The sequence below is a fragment of the Kitasatospora sp. NPDC089509 genome, from assembly GCF_044749365.1.
GTDB lineage: Bacteria > Actinomycetota > Actinomycetes > Streptomycetales > Streptomycetaceae > Kitasatospora.
In genome coordinates, this window is sequence record NZ_JBIVHS010000006.1 from 444032 (window position 1) to 464895 (window position 20864).

Below are 20864 nucleotides of genomic sequence, written 5' to 3' on the forward strand. Positions count from 1 at the left end.
ACCAGCCATTGACCCGAGCATGACGTCATGTGAGTGTTCGGGCACCCGAGCGCGGACGGCCCGCAGCGGCCGTCCCCCGGACGCGGCCTGCGGTGCGCCACCAGCCTTGCCGTCCGCGGTCGAGGACCCCCACACGCGAGGAGCCTCGATGCAACGCAGAGTTTCCCCACGCCGGTTGCTCAGCACGGCGACCACCCTTGCCGTGCTGGCCGGCCTGGTCGGCGCCACCGCCGGAACGGCCGCCGGCGCGCCGGCGCCCTCCCCCGCGCCGCCCAGCGCCCTGGCCGCCGCCGTCAACGCCGCCGACACGGCCGCCGCGGCCGGCGCCGACGCGCTGGCCAAGGGCCCCGGCGAGAGTTATGAGCGCCGCACCGTCACCCCCTGGCTGAACGGCCTCTACTCCGTCTCCTACGAACGCAGTTACCACGGCCTCCCGGTGGTCGGCGGCGACGCCGTGGTGCTCGCCGACGGACAGGGCAGGGTGCGCGGCCTCCAGTCGGCCGCCACCGGTCCGGTCGGCGGATCCACCACCCCGCAGATCAGCGCGGCCGACGCGGAGAAGACCGCGCGGACCGAGCTGCCGACCGTGGACAAGGCGGACTCCCCCCGCCTGGTCGTCCGGGTCAAGGACGGCGCCGGCCGGCTCGCCTGGGAGACGGTCCTCACCGGCCGCACCGAGCACGCCCCCAGCCACCTGCACGTCTTCGTCGACGCCGGCACCGGCGAGGTGGTCGACAGCTACGACGACGTCGAGGCCGGCACCGTCAACAGCAAGTGGAACGGCCCCGGGCCGCTCACCATCAGCACCACCAACTCCGGCGGCTCGTACTCGTTGAGCGACCCGAACCGGCCCGGCCTGTCCTGTTCCGACATCGACTCCGGCCAGGTGTTCACCAAGTCCTCGGACTCCTGGGGCAACGGCGACCCGTCCAGCCGGGAGAACGGCTGCGGCGACGCCATGTGGGCGGCCCAGAAGGAATGGGACATGCTCCGCGACTGGCTCGGCCGCAACGGACACGACGGCAACGGCGGCAGCTGGCCGATCAAGATGGGCCTGAACGACGTCAACGCCTACTGGGACGGCAGCTCGGTCTCGATCGGCCACAACCAGGCCGGCGAGTGGATAGCCGCCCAGGACGTCGTCGGCCATGAGTTCGGCCACGGCATCGACCAGTACACCCCGGGCGGCGCCAACAACGAGAACGGCCTCGGCGAGGGCACCGGCGACATCTTCGGCGCGCTCACCAAGGAGTACAACAACGAGCCCGCGCCCTACGACTACCCGGACTACCAGGTCGGCCGCGTGATCAACCTGGTCGGCCAGGGCCCGATCCGCAACCTCTACCAGCCCTCGCGGGTCAACAACGACCCGGACTGCTACTCCTCCTCGATCCCGAGCACCGAGGTGCACGCCGCCGCCGGGCCGCTGAACCACTGGTTCTACCTGCTGTCCAACGGCTCCAACCCGGGCGGCGGCAAGCCCACCAGCCCGACCTGCAACAACTCCAGCGTCACCGGCATCGGCGTCAAGCAGGCCGGCCAGGTCTGGTACGGCGGCATGCTGCTGAAGACCAGCGGCATGACCTACAAGCGGTACCGCACCACCACCCTGACCGCGGCCAAGAACCTCGACCCGAGCTGCACCTTCTACAACCGCACCAAGGCGGCCTGGGACGCGGTCAGCGTGCCCGCGCAGAGCGGCGACCCGACCTGCACGCCGTCCGGCAACAACGACTTCTCGCTCGCGCTCGGCCCGGCCGCCGGTTCCGTCCAGCCCGGTTCGTCGACCACCGCGACGATCTCCACCGCCGTCACCTCGGGCACCGCGCAGACCGTCAACCTGACCGCCACCGGCGCCCCGACCGGGGTCACCGCGACGGTCAACCCCGGTTCCGTGCAGGCGGGTTCGTCCGCGACGCTGACCCTCTCGGCCTCCGCCTCGGCCCCCGCCGGCAGCTACGTGATCACCGTCACCGGCACCGCCGGCCCGGCCACCCACACCGCCCAGTACACCCTGACGGTCGGCGGCGGCGGAACACCCGGCGGCCCCGCACCGGACATCGACGTGGCCAAGATCCAGGCCGACCTGGCCCAGCTGAACACCATCGCCACCCAGAACGGCGGCAACCGCCGGGCCGGCAGCGCCGGACACACCCAGTCCGTCGCGTACCTCAAGGGCAAGCTGCAGGCCGCCGGCTTCCAGGTCAGCGAGCAGACCTGCACCTCCTGCACCTACCAGTCCAACAACCTGATCGCCGACTGGCCCGGCGGCCCGACCGACCAGGTCACCATGCTCGGCGCCCACCTGGACAGCGTCGCGGCCGGCCCCGGCATCAACGACAACGGCTCCGGCTCCGCCGTCCTGCTGGAGAACGCCCTCGCGCTCGCCCAGCAGAACCCGAGCCTCACCCGGCACGTCCGGTTCGCCTGGTGGACCGGCGAGGAGCAGGGCCTCCAGGGCTCCCAGTACTACGTCGGCCAGCTGAGCTCCGCCCAGCGCTCGGCGATCAAGGCCTACTACAACTTCGACATGGTCGGCTCGCCCAACGCCGGCTACTTCATCAACAACCTCACCTCCGCGGCCTCCGCGCCGCTGAAGGCCTACTGGGACTCGCTCAACCTCCAGCCCGAGGAGAACGTCGAGGGCCAGGGCCGCTCCGACGACTCCTCCTTCCAGCAGGCCGGCGTCCCGACCTCCGGCTACGCGGCCGGCGCCAGCGCCGTCAAGACCTCCGCGCAGGCCGCCAAGTGGGGCGGCTCGGCCGGGCAGTCCTACGACTCCTGCTACCACCAGTCCTGCGACACCACCAGCAACGTCGACGCCACCGTGCTCAAGCGCAACGCCAACGGCGTGGCCGCCACCATCTGGAAGACCTCCGTCGGCGGCACCACCCCCGCCAACGACTTCTCCCTCTCGGTGAACCCGACCACCGCCACCGTCAAGGCCGGCGCCTCCGCCACCGCGACGGTCGCCACCGCCACCACCTCCGGCAGCGCCCAGACGGTCAAGCTGACCGCCACCGGCGCCCCCGCCGGGGTGACGGTCTCCTTCAGCCCGTCCTCCGTCCAGTCCGGCGCCTCCGCAACGCTGACCGTCGCCACCGCGGCCAACACGGCGGCCGGCACCTACAGCATCACCCTCACCGGGACCGGCTCCGCCACCCACACCACCAGCTTCACCCTGGTCGTGAGCAGCGGTAACCCCAACCCCGGCAACGCCTGGACCCCCGGCACCACCTACCAGGCCGGCGACGTGGTCACCTACAACGGCGTCAGCTACCGCTGCGTCCAGGGCCACACCGCCCAGGTCGGCTGGGAGCCGCCGATCGTCCCCGCCCTCTGGGAGGCCGTGTGACCTTGACCGTCTGACACCCCCTTAGCCGCTGCGCCGCGATCCGTCGAGGGGGACGGACCGCGGCGCAGCCATGTCCGGGGCGCCACCCAGGCGGACGGTGACCTCGCGTGACCGTCCGGCCACCCGACTGCCGTAGAGTCGGCCCGCTGCGCCCCCACCCTTCGCAGCCCACCCGCCGCGCGCCGGGGACGGACCGCGTCGGGCCGAGCCGAACCGAACCGAATCGAGCCGAGGAGCCCCCTGGTGACCACGGACACCGCCCCCGTACCCGAGCTGTCACCCGAGGCCGTCGAGCAGTGGCGGGCCGAGGAGGCCCAGCTGGTCGAGCTGCTCGCCCGGGCGAAGCGCGGCATCGGCGGGATCGCCGCCTTCCGGCTCGGCGGCCCGACGCCGACCGTGCTGGTGACCGACCCGGCCGCCGTCCAGCACGTGCTGGGCCACCACCCCGACCGGTACGTCAAGCGCTCGCACCGGGCCAGGATGCTGGTCGGCGACGGCGTGCTGTCCGCAACCGGGGACGCCTGGAAGCGCCAACGGCGGCTGCTGCAGTCCCAGTTCACCGGCACCGGAATGCGCCGCTACGAGCAGCGGATCGCCGCCGCGGCGCGCCGCACCGCCGATCGCTGGGAGGAGTACCGGCGCAGCGGGGAGACCTTCGACGTGGCCGAGGAGATGCGCGGCTTCGCCCTGGACACGGTGTGGCGGGCGCTCACCGGGCGGGAGCTGGACGACCGGACGGACGGCGAACTGCGCTCCGTGGAGCGGGTGGTGGCCGCGATGCCGACCCTGCCCACCGATGCGGCGGACGCCCGGGACGCCGTCGCCGAGGACCTCGCCCGGATCGACGCCGTCGCCCAGGCCGCGATCGAGACGGCGCGCGACACGGACCCGACGGACCCCGCGGAGCCCGGGGTGCTGCGGGTGCTGCTCGACGCCGCCGACGAACACCCGGAGTACACCGACCGGTTGATCCGGGACGAGCTGGTCACCCTGCTGGTCGCCGGGCACGAGACCACCGCCACCACGCTCACCTGGCTGTTCCTGCTGCTCGACGGCGACCCCACCAAGCACGACCCCGCCGCGCGCGGCGCCGACCCGCAGGCGCTGGTCGCCGAGACCCTCCGGCTGTACCCCTCGGCCTGGCTGCTCCCCCGGCACGCGGTCGAGGACGACGTGATCTCCGGCCACCGCATCGCGGCCGGCACCGACGTGCTGGTCTGCCCCTACCTCACCCACCGCGACCCGGAGTTGTGGCCCGACCCGGAGCGGTTCGACCCCGCGCGCTTCGCACCCGGCGCCCCCCGGCCCGCCCAGCACGGCGCCTACCTCCCGTTCGGCCTGGGCGCCCGCGCCTGCCTGGGCACCCAGTTCGCCCTGCGCGAGACCACCGCGCTGCTCGAACTGCTGCTGCCGCTGGGACGGTTGGAATTCCGCTCGCGCCCGACGGGTGCGGCCTACAGCATCACCGTCCGCCCCGACGGGCCGACCCCGGCGGTGCTCCACCGGTAGGCGTCGCCTCAACCGCCGGGTGGAGAGCGGCGGTTGGCGGTCCACCCGGCCTCTCCACCCCCCGACTCCACCCGCCGTCCGAGGCCCGCACCCGGCCGGCGGCCTACCGTCGGGCGCATGACCGCGCTCATGCGCCGCACGGCCGCCACCGGCGCCCTGCTGCTCTCCCTCGCCCTTCTGCCGACCGCCGTGGCCCCGGCCACCGCCGAGGCCGCTCCCGCCGCCCTCTCCTGGGGCGTCTGCCCGACGCCCACGCCCAACGCCGACGGCACCCCGTGGCCGCGCGACCCGCGCCAGCAGTGCGCGACCCTGCGCGTCCCCCGCGACTACCGGCACCCGCGCTCCGGCAGCATCACGCTGACCGTCTCCCGGATCCGCACCGCCGACCCGGCCCACCGACGCGGCGACCTCGTGGTGGTCCCCGGCGGGCCGGGCGGCTCGGGCCTGGACTACCCCGGCCAGGCCGTCGGCTTCCTCCCGCCCGAGGTACTGCGCTCCTACGACCTGATCGGCTTCGACGAGCGCGGGGTCGGCAACAGCACCCCGGTGCACTGCGACCTGCCCGTCGAGGAACGCGCCGCCCAGCTCAACTACCCCTTCCCGGCCGGCGACGGCTCGATCACCGCCAACCTCGACCACGCCCGTCGCATCGCCGACGCCTGCGCGGCCGCCACCGGCCCGTACCTGGCCGACGTCACCACCGCCAACTCGGCCCGCGACCTGGACCGCATCCGGGCCGCCCTCGGCCAACGCCGGATCTCCTACCTGGGCACCTCGTACGCCACCTACCTCGGCCAGGTCTACGCCACCCTGTTCCCGTCCCGCACCGACCGGGTGGTGCTGGACAGCACGGTCAACCCCGACGGTGAACAGCGCGGCGTCCAGCTGTTCAGCGAGGGCGCCGAGGACGCCTTCCCGGCCCTGGCCCGCCACCTCGCCGGCCTCGACTCCACCCTGCACCTGGGTGCCACCCCCGCGGACGTCCGGGCGAGCTACCTGCGACTGGCCGCCGAACTCGACCGCTCGCCCCTCGTCCTGCCCTCCGGCCGGACCCTGGACGGCGTCGCCCTGCGCGCCGTGGTCTACTCCTCGCTCACCAACCCGCGCTACTACCCGCTGGCCGCCCACGCCCTCCAGCTCGCCGCCACCCGCTCCGCGCCGCCCGCGACCGGCCCGTCGCTCCCCATGGTGATCCCGGACAACTTCGTCGCCGCCCAGGACGCGGTGCTCTGCGACGACGCCGCCTGGCCGCGCGACCCGGCGGGCTACGCCGCCCGCACCGCCGCCGACGCCCGCCGGTACCCGCTCACCGCCGGCATGGGCGGCAACGTCTGGCCCTGCGCCTTCTGGCACTACTCCCCGAAGGAGCCCGAGGTCCGCCCCACCCCGGACGGCCCCCGCAACGTCCTCCTGCTGCAGAACCGCTACGACCCGGCGACCCCGTACTCCGGCGCCCGCCAGACCCTCGACGCCTTCGGCCACCGGGCCGCCATGGTGACGGTCGACGCCACCGGCCACGGCGTCGACTTCGCCGACCCCCACGTCCGGGACCCGTTCACCACCTTCCTGCTCACCGGCCGACTGCCCCGCTGAACGGCCCGGAGCAGAACGGGCGTGGCCGCCCCCGAACGCCGGGGGGCGGCCACGCCTGGAGCCGTGGAGTCAGCTCAGGACTCAGGACTCAGGACTCAGGAATCGGTGTTCAGGACTCAGAAGCCGAAGACGTCGCCGGTGTACTTGGCCAGCGTGCTGGGGTTGTTGAAGGTGTTCGACCAGTTGACGGCGGTGGCGCCCCAGGTGCCCTGCGCGGTGACGGAGACCGGCGCCGGCTGGGCCAGCGGCAGCCAGGTCGGGTGCACCAGCAGCTTGCTGAAGTCACCGTTGACGGCGTTCAGTTCGGTGCAGGCCGCGTTGGGGTTGGTGACGGTGCCGGTCCCGGTGACGGTGGTCACGCCGGAACCGTCCACGGTGGCCGAACAGGACAGGTCCGCCGAGGTGGTGACGCCCGAGGCGTCGGTCTTGGTCAGGTGCACCGAGCCGAGCTGCGTGGTGTCCGTGGTGAGGGCCTGGGCAGAACCGGCCGCGAAGATGATCGAGGCCGCACCGGCCGCCAGCAGACCGGTGACCGCGATGGCGTTGCGTCGCATTTGTGATGCCTTTCCCCTGTGCTGCCCGGATCTTGTGTTTCCGGGCAGTGCGTGGGCGCCACACAATCAGCCTGAGGTGTTCACTTCAAGAAGATCACATGAACGACGGCAGCAGGCGCATGCCCCACGGTCTAGACCACCCTGGAACGGGTCGTACCCATGCCGTTCTCCCGCGCCGACGATGATCGCAGGTACACCGGCCCGCCGGGCCGGAACGCCCGCCACCCCGCCGAGGCCGTGCACAACGTCGATCCTTTTCAAACTGTGCCACAGATCACCGACTAACCGCAGTGGCAGTCCAACTGACCGACAATCACCTTGCGGACCACGAAGTACCCCGCCCCCGACAGGGAACGGGGTACTCGTCACATCGGCCCGGAAACCTGCCCGCAGATCCGGCTACTTCCGGACGAAGGCCTCCTGCCCCGCGTCCACGCCCGTCATCTGCAGCCAGTCCTGACCATCGCGCTTGCCGTACTGGAAGAACCGCTCGCACTTCAGGTCACCAGCCACGGAGACCAGTTCGGCGACGGCGCCGGGCCCCGCATCGTCCAGCTTGCCCCGCCGCCAGCTCCCGGTGAACTTCACCGCCGTCGGAGACGCGTCCCCCCGACACATGGCCGGCAACAGGCTCACCTCGCCGAGCCTGCCACCGTCCAGGAACTCGATCGACGCGACACTCGACCTCCAGGCCCCGACCACCGGCGGCGGCTGCTCCCCGGCGGCACACGACACCGACAACGGCAGCACCACGGCCAGCGCAACGCACCGGCCACCCCACACCACAGCCTCCGGAGCCCGCCTGGTTCCCTGCCGCAATCCCCTCACCCGCATCCTCGAATGCCTCGACGTTCTCGCATGGTTGACGCCTTCGTCTTCGTCCGGGTCGCCCCCTTCGATCCGTCGAAGGCACACGAACGGATGACCCCGGCGGAGAGTAGACGATTTGTTGAATCCCCCCAGGAGGACGGGGCACCCGTCACTACTCGTCGTCCGCCAGATCCCGACGGACCGCCGGTCAGTCGGTGCGCGCCGTCGGATTCACGGTGCAGAAATAGACCCGGCTGTTCTGCCGGTCGAAGTAGAAGCTCCCGGAGTACTGGTTCCGCGTCACCGTCCGGTCGAACGACTCGCTGTGCAACCACGCCGACGTGGTGGCGCCGACCTCCTCGACGAGCGCGCTCGGGACGGGACAGGCGATGCCCCCCTCCTGCCACGTCCCGTTCCCCGTGATGGTCGCGAGCGTCCCGGGATCGATGCGGGCGACCCCGTCCAGGCTCACGTCGGTCGGCCCGGGAAGTCCCGATCCGGCGTACTGCCCCAGGGTCCGGCCGATCCACTTCGTCGCCGACAGCTCGCCCAGCTCCGGGAAGCGGCGCTTCAGCGGATCGACATCGGTGCGGATCTGCGGCGCGGTCGCGTCAGCGACGGGGGCCACCGAGGGATTCCGGCGGTCCGCGGTGCTCTGCCGGCCGGGCCCGGCCGCACAGCCCGCGGCGAGCAGGGCCGCCGTCGGCAGGAGGAGCAGGGATCGGGCGGGGAGGGAACGCCGCTTCAGCCGCACAGGGTCCATCGGTTGACCATCCTCGAATGCCTCGACGTTCTCGCACGGTTGACGCCTTCGTCTTCGTCCGGGTCGCCCCCTTCGATCCGTCGAAGGCACACGAACGGATGACCCCGGCGGAGAGTAGAGGATGGGCGAGCTCGCGGTCCAGGGATTTCCAGGTGCGCCTGGAGAAAAGGTTTGACCTTGTCACCGTGACAAGGTGTCCACTGGGCGCAGGAGGTGGTCCCGATCAACACGACAACCGGAACCGAGCAGTACACCCGCATGATCGCCGCACTGGGCGCCGAGGACTCGTCGGTCCGGCTCCAGGCGGCCCTGGCGGTCGGCTCGAACCCCGACCCCGGACTGCTGGAGCCGCTCGTCGAGCGGTGCGCGGTCGAACCCGACTTCTTCGTCCGGGACATGCTGTCCTGGGCGCTGACCCGCCTCCCGGCGGAGCTCGCCCTGCCCCGGATCCGCCGGGAACTCGACTCCGGGCGCAGCCAGGCCCGCAGTCAGGCCCTGCACACCCTGTCCAAGATCGGCGACCGGAGCGCGTGGGGCTGGATCACCCGCGACCTGCTGCGGGACGCCGACGACGAGGTCGCCCGGACGGCGTGGCGGGTCGCGGTCGTCCTCGTCCCCGAGGACGGGCGGACGGAGCTGGCGGAGGAGTTGGTGCGCCAGCTCGGCCGCGGCGGCCGGACCGTGCAGCTGAGCCTGAGCCGGGCCTTCGTCGACCTCGGTGCCGGGAGCGAGCCGGTGCTGGAGCGGGCCGCGGCCCACCCGGACCCGGAGGTGGCCGCGCACGCCCGCGCCACCGTGCTGCTGATCCACGACCCGGAGACCGGCTTCGACGAGGCCCTGTTCGAAGCGAAGCGGGTCACCGCGCTCGGCCCCGAGCGGACGGCCGCCGCCGAGGCCGCCCGCGCGACCGCCCACGAGACCGCCGGAACCGTGGAGACCGCGGAGTGCTGATCGGTGAGGTCGCCCGCCGCTCCGGGGTGAGCACCCGGATGCTCCGGCACTACGACGCCCTCGGGCTGGTGCGGCCCACTGGCCGCACCGTCGGCGGCTACCGCGAGTACTCCGCCGAGGACGTCCGCAGGATCTTCCACGTGGAGAGCCTGCGCTCGCTCGGGCTCTCGCTCAAGCAGATCGCCCGCGCCCTGGAGGACCCGGCCTTCACGCCGTCCGACCTGGTCGGCGACCTGATCCGGTGGACGGAGGACCGCCTGGAACGGGAACAGGAGCTGCTCGGGCGGCTGCGTGCGGTGGACGCCTCGGCCCCCACCGGCTGGCAGGACGTCCTGCGGATCGTCGAGCTCCTCCAGGGGCTCGGTTCGAGCAGTGCCGCGCGCCGCCAGCAGGCCGTGCTGGCCCCGCCGGAGGACGTGCCGGTGCCCGCCGAGGTGCTGGCCGGGGCGGTGCTCTCGGAGGCCGACCCCCATGTCGCGGGCGCCCTGCGCTGGGCGCTGGCCCGTTCGGGCGGCGACGCCGTGGCGACGCTGACCGTCGGCCTCCGGTCGGCGGACGTCGACGTCCGGCGGCGCGCGGTGCGGGCGATCGCCGAGCTGCCCGAGGCCCCCGGTGCGGCGGCGGCGCTCGCGGACGCCCTCGGCGACCCGGACCCGACGGTCCGCGATCACGCCGCGCTGGCCCTGGGCCGACGCGGCGCGACCGCGGCCGTACCGGCCCTCCTCGCCATGGTGGTCACGGGCTCCCACGACGTCGACGCGGCGGAGGTGCTCGCGGCGCTCGCCCAGGACTGGGAGTCCGCGGACCGGATCGCAACCGCCCTGCTCGACGCCCTCGCCGCCCACCCCGCCGACCCCGCGGTACGGATCCGGCTGACCCAGGCCCTGGTCGAACTACCGGGGCCTGCCGCGGAGCAGGCCCTCCGCCGACTGGCCCGGGACGGGGACCCCACCGTCGCCCTCGTCGCCTCGGCCTTCGTCGCCGTCCGCGCGGAACAGTCCCCCGAAGCCGAAGCCGAAGTCGACCCCGACTCCAGCCCCGACGAGCGAGCCTGAACGGGCGGCCGCCGCTCCTCAGTGGCGGTGGTGGTTGTCGGGTTGGGCCGGGTCGCCCGGGTGTTCCAACCCCTCGACCAGGGTGAGGCGTCGGGCCCGCTCGCAGTCGAGCCAGCGGACGAACTCCGCGCGGCGGGCGGCTTCGCGCAGGACGGGCGCGGGGTCGGGGTTGCGCGGGATGGTGAGGGTGGCGAGCAGGGCGGCCTGCCAGGGACCGACAGTGACCCACTCGCCGGGGGCGGCGGCGCGCAGGGCCTCGGCGAGCGCGGTCGGGAGGGTGTCGGGGTCGGCCTCCAGGCAGCCGTCGGGGAGGGCGAGGTGCCAGCGGGTGGCCGGTGGGCGGGCGGTCAGGGTGCGGTAGTGGGCGAGGTCGGCCGGGGCGGGTTCGACCTCGGCGGTCACGGACTCGTACACCGCCCGGACGGCCGCGCTGCCCTCGTAGGCGGCGGCGGTGATGGAGCCGAGTTCGACGGCGGCCTGCTGGTCGAGCCGGGCGGGCCCGACGGAGTCGACGGTCAGGCCGCGCTCGGCGGCGACCGTCTCGCACAGCGCCTCGGTCAGCAGCACCTGGGCGACCCACCGGACCAGCTGCCGGTCCTCCGAACTCCCGGGCTGGGGAAGGGCGGTGGAGCGCGGTCCGGACCGCAGCGCGGCGAGGCGGGAGTCGAGGGCGGTCCGGGGCAGCGGCCGCCCGTCGAGCAGGCCGAGGGTCATGCCTCCACCACCAGGGCCACCGTGGGTGCGTACTGGCAGCGGCCGAACCACATCACCTTGGCCAGCGCCCAGGACGACCCGGGCTCGCTGAACTCCGGTACTGCTACGGCGAATTCGACGGTCGTCGTCCCGCCCGCCGGCACCGCGAAGCCCCGGACCGGGTCGGCGAACGCCTCCCAGGTCCCCCACGGGGAGACCAGCTGGAGCTCCCCCCGGATCTCGCCCCGGGTCCGGTTGGTGAGGGTGAGCCCGAGGGCGGTGCGGCCGCCGGGGGCGACGCGCAGGGTCTCGGCGGACACCTCGACGGACAGCCCGGTGTCCCGACCGGTCGCCGCCTTGGTGCCCTGGGTGACCGACCAGTCCTGGGGCGCGTCGCCGGGGACGGGCAGCAGCTCCGGCAGGTCGCCGACGGCGATCGTCACCACGTCCTCGATCTGCTGGCCGTCGTGCTCGATCCGGACGGCGGCGAAGTACAGCCCCGGTTCGACGTCGGCCGGCGGGGTCAGGGTGACCGGGAAGCGCAGGTGCCCGTCGGGCGCCAGCCGGTACGGGCGGCTCCCCGGACCGCACTCCCAGCCCTCCGGCGGCAGCACCACCGCCGTGCCCTCGACCGCCGCGTCCCCCAGCTGCGAGGACAGGGCGACCGACAGCGTCACCGCCTCCCCCGCCGTCCGCAGCAGCCCGGGCGAGGCGCCGACCGACACCGGCAGGTAGCCGAGCGGGGCCGGGCCCCGGTTGTGCAGCCAGTAGCGGGCATGGACGGGCTGGGCCGCTTCGGCGACCGGGCCGAGTACCGGGCCCTCCCCCGGGCCCGCCGTCACCCCGGGGACCGCGAGCAGGGTGGCGATCCGCGAACCGGCGAGGTCCAGGGCGTCGGCCGTCCCGTCGAGCGGCCGCTCCAGCAGGTCGGCGGGCCGCACGTCGTCCAGCCCGAGCGCACCGCCGAGCCGTGCCGTCCGTCCGAGGCCGGTCGACTCCACCAGCCGGACGGTGAGCTCCTCGCCCCCCGGCTGCGCCGAACCGTGGGCGATCGGGTTCCCGGCGGGCTTGAGCGCGCCGAGCAGCACCTCCCGCTGCGGTTCGACCCGCAGCCAGGACAGGGTGCCGGGCAGCGGGCCGTCCTGGGCGGCCACGATCCGCGCGTACAGCGGGTGGTTGAACTCCTGCCCCTGCGCGGGCAGGGTCGCGGTCCGCCAGTCGCCGTCGCCGCCGACCAGCGCATAGCCGAACTCATGGGTCCAGTGCTGGAGTTGGAAGGAGGAGCCGTCCGGCAGGGTGCGCCGGGGCGGGTCGATCCAGACCCCGGACGGCCAGCCCGTGCAGGAGCGCATCAGCGACAGGTGCAGCGCGCCGGTCGCGTCCACCGCGAAACCGGGCAGCCCGAAGGTGAGCAATGCCACGGTGTGGTCGACCAGTTGATCGTCCACCGGCACCGGGCAGACGGCGGTGATCCGCGCGTCCGCGAGGTCCTCGACCAGCGCCGCGACGTCGGAGACGACCAGCGCCGGAAGGGCTCGCAGGTCCCGCAGGTCCGCGTCCGGCCGCCAGACCTCGGCGAGCGGGGTCAGCGCCGGCACCCACACCGCGCCGTGCGCCTTCAGCACCGCCGCGTAGTCCTCACCCGCCCGGTCGAGCAGTTCCCGGGCCGCGTCGTTGACGTCCGGGCCGCCGACGACGATCCGGAAGTCCGGCAGGTTGGAGTCCACGTCCAGCCAGCCGTAGCGCGCCCAGTCCGCACCCGAGGTGGTGGCGGTGACCCCGACCCGGGCCAGGGCGACCACCAGCGACCGGGCGTCGGCGGCGTCGTCCAGCGTCGGCACCACCACCTCGGCGACGCCGAGCGCCCGCACGCCGGTGACCTCGCCCGCGGCGGAGGTCAGCACCGCCCGCGCCGTGGCGCCGAGGCCGAACCAGGTGTTGGCCGGGTTGTCCAGGGTCCACGGCGCCTCCGCCGAGTCCACGTCCGGCAGCGCGAAGCCGCGCCCGATGACCGCGCCCGCGACCTCGCTGACCGGCAGCCCGCCGGGGACGTCCACCGGGAAGCGCAGCCGCAGCAGCCGGTCGGCGCCGGAGTAGTCGAGCACCCTGGTCCGGCAGTCGACGCGGTCCAGGCCGTGCCAGAGCGTCACGGTCTGCTCGTACCGGACGCCGTCGACCGACCCGCCGATCACCAGCCGCTCGCCGAGCGGTCCGGTCTCCCGCCGCACCGACGCCGTGGTGTCCCCGGAGCCGACCACCGGCCCGCTCGGCACCAGGTGCCACGGGCCCTCGCCGAAGTCGGGGTGCTGGGGGTACTCCTGGTACACCCGCAGCTCGTTGCCGATCCGGCCGTCCTGGATCAACTCCCGCTCGTGCAGCAGGTCGTGGACCGAGGACAGCCCGCCGCCACGCGCCGGGTCGGCCGTCACCCGGTGGCGTCCGCCCTCGATCGTGCAGCCCTCCGCAGCCGACCACAGGGGATCGGGCTCGCCCGCCACCAGCCGCCAGGTGCGCCAGCCGAGCGCGGGCACGTCCGCCGCCAGGAACCGCAGCACTCCCCGGTCGACGGCGCTCGGTACCGATGCGCCCGCGTCGTCCAGCACCCGCACCGACCGGACGCCGTCCGGGAGTTCGACCGACACCAGGTCCGTCCGGTCGAAGGACAGCGTGTTGGTCACCACCACCGCCGGGCCCGAGGACGCCGAACCGTGCCCCGTCGTCGAGACCCCCGCCGTCGAGACCCCCACCGTGGAGATCCGCGCCGCCAGCGCGTCCAGCGCCGCGTCCCGGACGGCCGAGGCCAGGTCGTACGCCTCGCGCCAACCGCCCAGCAGGTCCAGGTACACCTGGTCCGACTCCGAGCCGGTGATCGCGTCGTGGTGCGCCCCGTAGGCGAGTTGGCGCCACACCTTGTCGAGCGCGGCCGTCGGGTAGCTCCCGAGTCCGTTCACCGTCGCCAGCACGGCGAGCTTCTCGGCGTCCACGGCAGCGACCTCGCCCGCCCGTTGGGCCTGCTTGGTGTCGATGTACGAGACGTCCTTGCCGGTGTACACCGGGTTCATGTCGCGGGTCTGCGGACTCAACCGACCCCCGGTGGCGGCGAGTTCGGCCCGGACGGAATCCAGGAACTCGCGCGGGGTGGCGCAGACGAACCGCGGCCAGAGGTACTTGTCACCCCAGGAGCGGTGGATCGCGGTGACCCACTTGTTCGGCGGGGTGTAGTCCGTCCCCACCGGCAGCAGCAGGTTCTTCGTCGCCCCGACCGGCTTGAGCTTCCGGTACAGCTCGTACACGGCCCGCTCGGCGGCGGCCAGGTCGGGCGAGGAGTCCATCCACCAGCCGGCCGAGTAGTGGTGCGGCATGTAGTGGGTGAGCACCCCGTCGCCGCCGGGCGCGATCCACTCGAACTCGCTGGGGAACTGCATCACCCGGGCGTCGTCCTTGCCCTGGCGGAAGTTCTTCTGGATCGGGCCCCACTGGTGGAACGGCCCGCGGGCCCAGGCACTGCCGGTGAGGCCGGCCGCGGCGAGGTGGCCGGGGAACTGCGGGTCGTGCCCGAACACGTCGAGCTGCCAGGCGGTCTGCGGGTCGCCGCCGAGGATGTCGCGCTGGTAGCCGATGCCGTAGACGATGTTGCGGATGGTCGTCTCGGCGCCGGTCAGGTTGGTGTTGGGCTCGTTGTAGGTGCCGCCGACGAGTTCGACCTGCCCGCGCTCCAGCAGGGTCCGGAGCACCGCGCGCCGCTCCGGGTGCTGGTCGAAGTACGGCTTCAGGTAGTCGACTTCGGCGAGCACGAACTTGTACACCGGGTCGCGCAGGGCGAGGTCCAGGTGGGCGTCGACCAGGGCGAAGCCGTTGCGTTCCCAGAGCGGGCGGGTGGTCGCGTCGGCGGAGAGCAGTTCCCACGGGGAGGTGTAGGCGGCCTGGGTGTTCCACCAGACCGGGTCGTAGTGGAAGTGGGAGACCAGGAACATGGTCCATCCGGGCTCCGCGACCTCCACCACCCCCTCGGCCTCGCTCCCCTCCGCCCGTACGGTGACCGGCAGCCGGTCGCCGACGGCCGTTCCGGTGATCTCCAGGGGGACTTCGAGCAGTCCCGTGCCGGTCGCCTCGCCACGGACTCCGGGACCACGGACGGTGATCCGGGCCGCCGGGCCCTCGACCGTCACCCGCAGCAGCTGGCGCGGGGCGTCCTCGGGTCCGATGAACAGGTCGGTGCTCTCCACGGCGCTGATGGTGCTGACCGGCACGGGGGTTGGTCCTCTCGGTACGGGGGCCTACCGGCCCCAGGCCTCGAACTCGTAGATGCGGGCGGCCGGGTCGGTGTTCTGGGTGGGCTTGGTGACGACCAGCCGGACGTAGCGGGCGGTGGTGTCCACCGGGTGGCTGGTCACCCCCGCCGTGTTGCCGGTCACGTTCGCGACCGTCGTCCACGGGTCGGTGCTCTTCGAGCGGACCTGGATCGAGAAGTCCCGGGTGTTGAGGGCGGCGCTCTCGCCGCCCGCCTGGGCGTGCTTGACCACGAAGCGGTCCAGCTTCTTCGCCGAACCGAGGTCCACCTCAAGCCACTTGGCGGCGGTCAGGGTGCACCACTTGTCGCTGTTCCCGCCGCTGACACTGCCGTTGACGGCCTTGGCGGGCCCTTCGTTCGCGTTGCACTGGCCGGAGGCGGTGGCCGGGCGGTTGAGCGCCAGGTCCGTCGAGGTCGACGGCGGGGCGCCGTTCCAACTCACTGCCGTGGAGGCGACATCGGAGCGCCCGTAGGTGGTGGACACCGCCTCGACGTCCAGGGTGGTGGCGGTCTCGGTGCCGACCCGGTCGAGCCGCCCGACGAAGTAGGCGTCGTTGGGCGTGGCCCCCAGGAAGGTCCGGCTGCCGTCCGGGTTGCGCCGGTACACCTCGTAGTGGTGGACGTTGCCACCGGGGGCGGCCGTCCAGGAGAGCCGCAGCGACTGGCTGCTGCCCGGCGTGAGGTCGCCGGCGCCCAGGACGGTCAGCCCGCTCGGCGCGGCCGGCGTCTCCACCGCGCCGTCGTAGAGGGCGACTTGGCCGACCCGCAGGTCGTAGGAGGGCACCGTTCCGGAGGAGCCGTCGACCTGCAGCGCGAGCTGGGAGATCGTCCGCCCCGCGAACCCGGAGAGGTCGAGGGTGTGCCGCTCCCAGCCCGTTCCGGCGTTGTCCCCGACGTCCACGGTGCTGAAGCTGCCCGGGGAGTCGGTGAAGGAAACGGCGGCTTTGAGTCTGGTCGGGCCGGCGGCCGGGGTCTTGACCACCAGGTCCAGTCTGGTGTTCGCGGCGACCGGCAGGCTGGTCTGGTAGAGCCGCACGGTGTTGGTCGCGTCCAGGGTGCCGGTGAGCCGCAGCGAGGAGCCGCCCTGGTAGGCGTCGGTGAAGTCGACGGACGGGGTGAGCCTGCTGCCCGCGGAGTCGACCACCCAGCGGTAGGTCGGCGGGACGTCCTGCAGCGAGAGGTTGTTCCAGCCGCCGGTGGCGACCCGGGTGCCGGCCGCGTTGTAGAAGTCGCCCTGGCCGGTGTCGAAGTTGCTGACGAAGGGCTTGGCGGTGATCGGCGAGGACTCGGCGACGTACCCGGCCAGTCCGGGCCAGCCGGCGGAGAGGTCGAGGTTGGAGGGGTCGTTGTTGGCGCCGACCCAGTACCGGGCGTCCTTGGCGTAGAAGTCGGCCCGGTCGGTGGCGGACTTCCAGGTCCACTCGGGGCGGTAGAGGCCGAGCGAGGTGGTGTGCGGCTGCCCGGGCGGGAAGAGGGTGTTCCAGTCGACCGAGGTGTTGTAGCCGTTCGCCTCGGTGTCGATGCCGGAGTACAACTCGTACTCACTGCGGCCGAGTTGGCGGGCGAGGGTGCGGGAGGAGTTGAGGCCGTCGGGCGTCCAGCCGAAGTTCAGGAACATCGAGTCGGCGGTGCGCTTCGAACCGTCCTGGAGGAAGGGCGAGTTGGCGGAGGTCAGGGCGTTCTGCCAGTCCACCGCGCCCGAGGTGGTCATCGCGTCGTACCACATGAACTCGGTGCCGCTCTGCGCCTTGGTGTACTGCATCAGCTTGCGCAGGTCGGTGGCCAGGGCCGAATCGCCGCCCCCGGTCTCCTGGTTGATGAACCAGCCGTCGAAGCCGTAGTACTGCGCGGCCTGGGCCAGCTTGTCCGCGACGGGGTAGCGGTCGCCGGACTTCTGGGTGAAGTCCCGCACCCACTGGAGTTGGCCGCCGTACGCGGCGGGCGGGAAGAAGACCGTCCCGTAGACCTTGACGCCATTGCGGTGGGCGGCGTCGATCACGGTGGGGTTCGGTGCCAGGATCAGCCCCTCGCCCGCCGAGCCGCCCCAGAACACCAGCTTGTCGACGTACTGCCAGTAGCCGAAGGCGTAGTAGTTGGGATCGGCGGAGCCCTGGGAGGGGTTGTTGGAGGTGGGGCCGAAGGAGACCAGCGAGGCGATCTTCCCTTCGCCCGCACGGGCGTTGGGGTTGGCGGCCAGGGCCGGATCGCTGGTGCGGGGCTGGAGCGGGACGCGGGAGCGGTTGAACCGGGCGTCCGGATCGGTGGCCGGGTCCCAGTTGAGGATCGTGCTGGGGTACCAGTACGAGGCGTACGGCTGGCTTCCGGTGCCCGAGGCGACCGGAACGGCCGTGCCCGCAGGGGTGGTCGAGGGGGTGGCGGCGGCGCCGGGCGGGGGCAGGACGCCCAGCGCGGCCATCGCGAGCGCGGCGCTGAGCAGCAGGGGGAGGCGTCGTGACATGCGGTGGCTCCGATCGAGCGGAGTGGGTGGGGGCGGGCCCGCCGTCACGGACGGGGGCCCGGCTGCATGCGGGCGTGCCGGTACGAATGGACGGTTCGACGGATCGACGGATCGACGGAGGACGGATCGACGGGGGACGCAACGAGCGGGCGGCCGGGGCCGCAGTGCGCGCCCGGCCCGGGCCCCACTCGGCGCAGCGAGGCTAAACCGGTTCAGAACCGCTGTCAACGATCCGCGCAGCAACCACCCCGGCGGGGGACCCGCCCCCGGCCGACCCACCCCCGGCCCGCCCGCCCCCGGCCGACCCGCTCCCGGCCGGCCCGCCCCCCGGCGGCGAGGTGGACTCCCGCACGGTCAGCCGCGGCGTCGGCATCTGCAGGTCCCGCCCGGGCCCGGCGTCGTCCAGCTCGGCCAGCAGGCTGCGGGCGACCTGCTCGCCGAGCGCGAAGGTGTCCCGACTGAGCGCGGTGAGCGGCGGGTGGACGATCCGGGCGAGCACCGAGTCGTCGAAGGAGACGATGGACAGCTCGCCGGGCACCGCCACGCCCATCTCCCCCGCCACGCCGAGCCCGGCCACCGCCATCACGTCGCTGTCGTAGACGATCGCGGTGGGCCGGCCGCGCCGGGAGAGCAGCGTCCGGGTGGCGGCCGCGCCCTCGGCGTCGCTGAAGTCGGTGGGCACCGACACGGCTTCCTCCAGCCCGAGTCGGCGCGCGGCGTCGCGCAGCGCGCGGATCCGGCGCTGGGTGTGCTGGAAGTGCGGCAGCCCGGCGAGGTGGGCGATCCGGCGGTGCCCGATGGCGGCCAGGTAGTCGACGATGGAGAGCATCGCCTCCCGGTCGTCGGCCCAGATCCGCAGCTGGTTGCCGCCCTTGCCGGGGCCGCCGAGCACGACGGCGGGCAGCCCGAGCGCGTCCAGCACGGGCAGTCGCGGGTCTTTGACCTGGAGGTCGACCACGATGAAGCCGTCCACCCGGTGCTCGGAGGCCCAGCGCCGGTAGACCTCGGTCTCGGCGGCGGTGTCCTCGACCACCATCAGGTGCAGGGCGACCGAGCTGGCGGAGAGCACGGCCTGGAGGCCGGAGAGCAGTTGGCTGAAGAAGGGCTCGACGCCGATGGTGCGGGCCGGGCGGGCGATCACCAGGCCGACGGCGTCGGCCCGGGCGCCGCCGAGGGCGCGCGCGGCACTGTGCGGGCGCCAGTTCATCTCCTCGGCGACCCGCAGGATCCGGTCCCGGGTCGCCTCGCTGACGCCCGGGCGGCCGTTGAGCGCGAAGGACACCGCGCCCTTGGACACACCGGCTTGGCGCGCGATGTCGGCGATCGTCGGTCTACCCACGAACGCGCTCCTCTCTTGACATCCCAGTTTAGGCGGGAGCATAGTCCCTGCCAGAGCTAGACCGGTTTAGTAGATCGAGTTTTGACCGCGGATCCCGCCCCGAAACCCGACACCACCCCGACGTGCGCGCGATCCCCCACCCACCCCCAGGACCGGGAGACCCTCATGCGAAGAATCTGGGCGGCAGTGACCACCACGGCCCTCACCGCGGCGGCCCTCACCGGCTGCGGACTCGGCTCCGGCGACACCAAGAACAGCGACAGCGTGGCGAGTGCGGCCGCCACCGGTGAGGTCAAGGGCAAGGTCTCGATCCAGACCTGGTCACTGAAGCCGAAGTTCACCGACTACATGCAGGGCGTGATCGACGGCTTCAAGAAGAAGTACCCCGGCGTCGAGGTGGACTGGCTGGACCAGCCCGGCGAGGGCTACTCCGACAAGGTGCTCAGCCAGGCCGCCGCCGGCACCCTGCCCGACGTGGTCAACCTCCCGCCGGACTTCGCCTTCCCGCTCGCCAAGAAGGACGTCCTGCTGGACGTGGCCAAGGCCGACCCCAAGCTCGCCGACGAGTACGTGACCGGCGGCGTCGAGGCCTACCGCTACCACGGCTACCAGGGCACCTTCGGCTACCCGTGGTACCTCAACACCGATGTGAACTACTGGAGTTCCGAACTCCTCACGAAGAACGGCCTGAACCCGGCCAAGCCCCCGGCCAGCCTGGACGAGCTGATCGCCCAGGCCCGGGTGATGAAAGAGAAGTCCGGCGGCCAGACCTATCTGATGAGCCGCAAGCCCGGCCTCGGCGACCTCTACAACATCGGCGTGAAGATCATGGCCGACGACGGCAAGTCCTTCACCTTCAACACCCCCGAGGCCGCCGCGCTGCTCGACAAGTACCGCGACGCCTTCAAGGAGGGGCTGATGCCGAACGGGGTGCTCACCGACACCTACGCCGGCAACTCCAAGCTGTTCAGCGCCGGCACCGCGGCCTGGACCACCGGCGGCGGCAACTTCATCACCAGCCTCGCCACCGACAACCCCACCCTGGCACCGAAGGTCGTCTCCTCCCCCGCGATGGACACCCCGCCGCTGTACGTCCAGGGCCTGTCCATCCCCAAGAGCACCAAGAACCCGGCCGCCGCCGTCGCCCTCGCCCGCTGGGTCACCAGCCCCGAGAACCAGGCCGCCTTCGCCCATCTGACCAGCGTCTTCCCCTCCACCAAGGCCTCCGCGAACGACCCGTTCTTCAGCAAGAGCGACGGCACCAACGCGGGCGACGCCAAGGTGACCGCCTTCACCTCGCTCGCCAAGGCCAAGCTGATCCAGCCGGTCGAGGTGGACGACGCGATGGGCACCGTCGTCAAGCAGCAGTTCGCCCTCGCCATCAGCGGCCAGACCAGCTCCAAGCAGGCCCTGGACACCGCCGTCGAGCAGTGCGACAAGCTGCTCAAGGGCTGACCCGCGCACCCGCACCTACACGTACACCTGCACCCGCA

13 protein-coding genes are annotated in these 20864 nt (G+C 72.9%); 6 read left to right on the forward strand and 7 right to left on the reverse strand.

The window, feature by feature from the left end; genetic code table 11:
- Nucleotides 1-148: 148 nt before the first annotated feature.
- The 3 genes from ACIP4P_RS16490 to ACIP4P_RS16500 all read left to right on the forward strand — a co-directional run bounded on the left by ACIP4P_RS16490 (nt 149) and on the right by ACIP4P_RS16500 (nt 6457).
- Entirely contained in the window at nt 149-3355 is a 3207-nt protein-coding gene (locus ACIP4P_RS16490) for a M28 family peptidase (protein WP_400918717.1), read from the forward strand.
- Nucleotides 3356-3595: 240 nt separating this feature from the next.
- Entirely contained in the window at nt 3596-4864 is a 1269-nt protein-coding gene (locus ACIP4P_RS16495) for a cytochrome P450 (protein WP_400918913.1), read from the forward strand.
- Nucleotides 4865-4981: 117 nt separating this feature from the next.
- Nucleotides 4982-6457, forward strand: a complete 1476-nt coding sequence (locus tag ACIP4P_RS16500) for an alpha/beta hydrolase (protein WP_400918719.1) — start codon at nt 4982-4984, stop codon at nt 6455-6457.
- A gap of 116 nt (nt 6458-6573) precedes the next feature.
- Here ACIP4P_RS16500 and ACIP4P_RS16505 read toward each other — a convergent pair whose 3' ends face one another.
- The 3 genes from ACIP4P_RS16505 to ACIP4P_RS16515 all read right to left on the reverse strand — a co-directional run bounded on the left by ACIP4P_RS16505 (nt 6574) and on the right by ACIP4P_RS16515 (nt 8449).
- Nucleotides 6574-7011: an SSI family serine proteinase inhibitor gene (locus ACIP4P_RS16505; RefSeq protein WP_400918722.1), complete on the reverse strand. Its 438-nt coding sequence runs from the start codon at nt 7009-7011 to the stop codon at nt 6574-6576.
- 399 nt (nt 7012-7410) lie between these two features.
- Nucleotides 7411-7761: a hypothetical protein gene (locus tag ACIP4P_RS16510; protein ID WP_400918725.1), complete on the reverse strand. Its 351-nt coding sequence runs from the start codon at nt 7759-7761 to the stop codon at nt 7411-7413.
- 268 nt (nt 7762-8029) lie between these two features.
- Nucleotides 8030-8449 carry a hypothetical protein gene (locus ACIP4P_RS16515; protein WP_400918728.1) on the reverse strand — a complete coding sequence of 140 codons (420 nt, stop codon included), beginning with the start codon at nt 8447-8449 and terminating at the stop codon, nt 8030-8032.
- 393 nt (nt 8450-8842) lie between these two features.
- On the opposite strand from ACIP4P_RS16515, the gene ACIP4P_RS16520 reads away from it, so the two are divergent.
- The gene (locus ACIP4P_RS16520; RefSeq protein ID WP_400918731.1) at nt 8843-9535 is read left to right on the forward strand and encodes a HEAT repeat domain-containing protein; all 693 of its coding nucleotides are present in this window, start codon (nt 8843-8845) and stop codon (nt 9533-9535) included.
- Nucleotides 9529-10590, forward strand: a complete 1062-nt coding sequence (locus ACIP4P_RS16525; protein WP_400918734.1) for a HEAT repeat domain-containing protein — start codon at nt 9529-9531, stop codon at nt 10588-10590. Before ACIP4P_RS16520 ends, ACIP4P_RS16525 begins: the two co-directional genes overlap by 7 nt.
- An 18-nt stretch (nt 10591-10608) precedes the next feature.
- On the opposite strand, the gene ACIP4P_RS16530 is transcribed toward ACIP4P_RS16525, so the two are convergent.
- From ACIP4P_RS16530 to ACIP4P_RS16545, 4 genes are all read right to left on the reverse strand, one after another.
- A complete protein-coding gene (locus tag ACIP4P_RS16530) occupies nt 10609-11304 on the reverse strand; it encodes a hypothetical protein (RefSeq protein WP_400918737.1) in 696 nt (231 codons plus the stop codon).
- Complete coding sequence (locus ACIP4P_RS16535; RefSeq protein WP_400918739.1) at nt 11301-15533, reverse strand: NEW3 domain-containing protein; 4233 nt, start codon at nt 15531-15533, stop codon at nt 11301-11303. Before ACIP4P_RS16535 ends, ACIP4P_RS16530 begins: the two co-directional genes overlap by 4 nt.
- 27 nt (nt 15534-15560) lie before the next feature.
- Complete coding sequence (locus tag ACIP4P_RS16540; protein WP_400918742.1) at nt 15561-18032, reverse strand: discoidin domain-containing protein; 2472 nt, start codon at nt 18030-18032, stop codon at nt 15561-15563.
- 202 nt (nt 18033-18234) lie between these two features.
- Nucleotides 18235-19371 (reverse strand): LacI family DNA-binding transcriptional regulator, encoded by a 1137-nt coding sequence (locus ACIP4P_RS16545; RefSeq protein WP_400918745.1) that lies wholly within the window; start codon nt 19369-19371, stop codon nt 18235-18237.
- Between the two features lie 165 nt (nt 19372-19536).
- Between ACIP4P_RS16545 and ACIP4P_RS16550 the strand changes: the two genes are divergently transcribed.
- On the forward strand, nt 19537-20826 hold the full coding sequence (locus tag ACIP4P_RS16550) for an ABC transporter substrate-binding protein (RefSeq protein WP_400918748.1): 1290 nt from the start codon (nt 19537-19539) through the stop codon (nt 20824-20826).
- Nucleotides 20827-20864: the final 38 nt, after the last annotated feature.

Bases quoted from the DNA above. Each gene is read 5' to 3' on its own strand.
- ACIP4P_RS16500 (WP_400918719.1), top strand. From the start codon at position 4,982: ATGACCGCGCTCATGCGCCGCACGGCCGCCACCGGCGCCCTGCTGCTC.
- ACIP4P_RS16550 (WP_400918748.1), top strand. From the start codon at position 19,537: ATGCGAAGAATCTGGGCGGCAGTGACCACCACGGCCCTCACCGCGGCG.
- ACIP4P_RS16505 (WP_400918722.1), bottom strand. From the start codon at position 7,011: ATGCGACGCAACGCCATCGCGGTCACCGGTCTGCTGGCGGCCGGTGCG.
- ACIP4P_RS16540 (WP_400918742.1), bottom strand. From the start codon at position 18,032: ATGTCACGACGCCTCCCCCTGCTGCTCAGCGCCGCGCTCGCGATGGCC.
- ACIP4P_RS16490 (WP_400918717.1), top strand. From the start codon at position 149: ATGCAACGCAGAGTTTCCCCACGCCGGTTGCTCAGCACGGCGACCACC.
- ACIP4P_RS16520 (WP_400918731.1), top strand. From the start codon at position 8,843: ATGATCGCCGCACTGGGCGCCGAGGACTCGTCGGTCCGGCTCCAGGCG.
- ACIP4P_RS16530 (WP_400918737.1), bottom strand. From the start codon at position 11,304: ATGACCCTCGGCCTGCTCGACGGGCGGCCGCTGCCCCGGACCGCCCTC.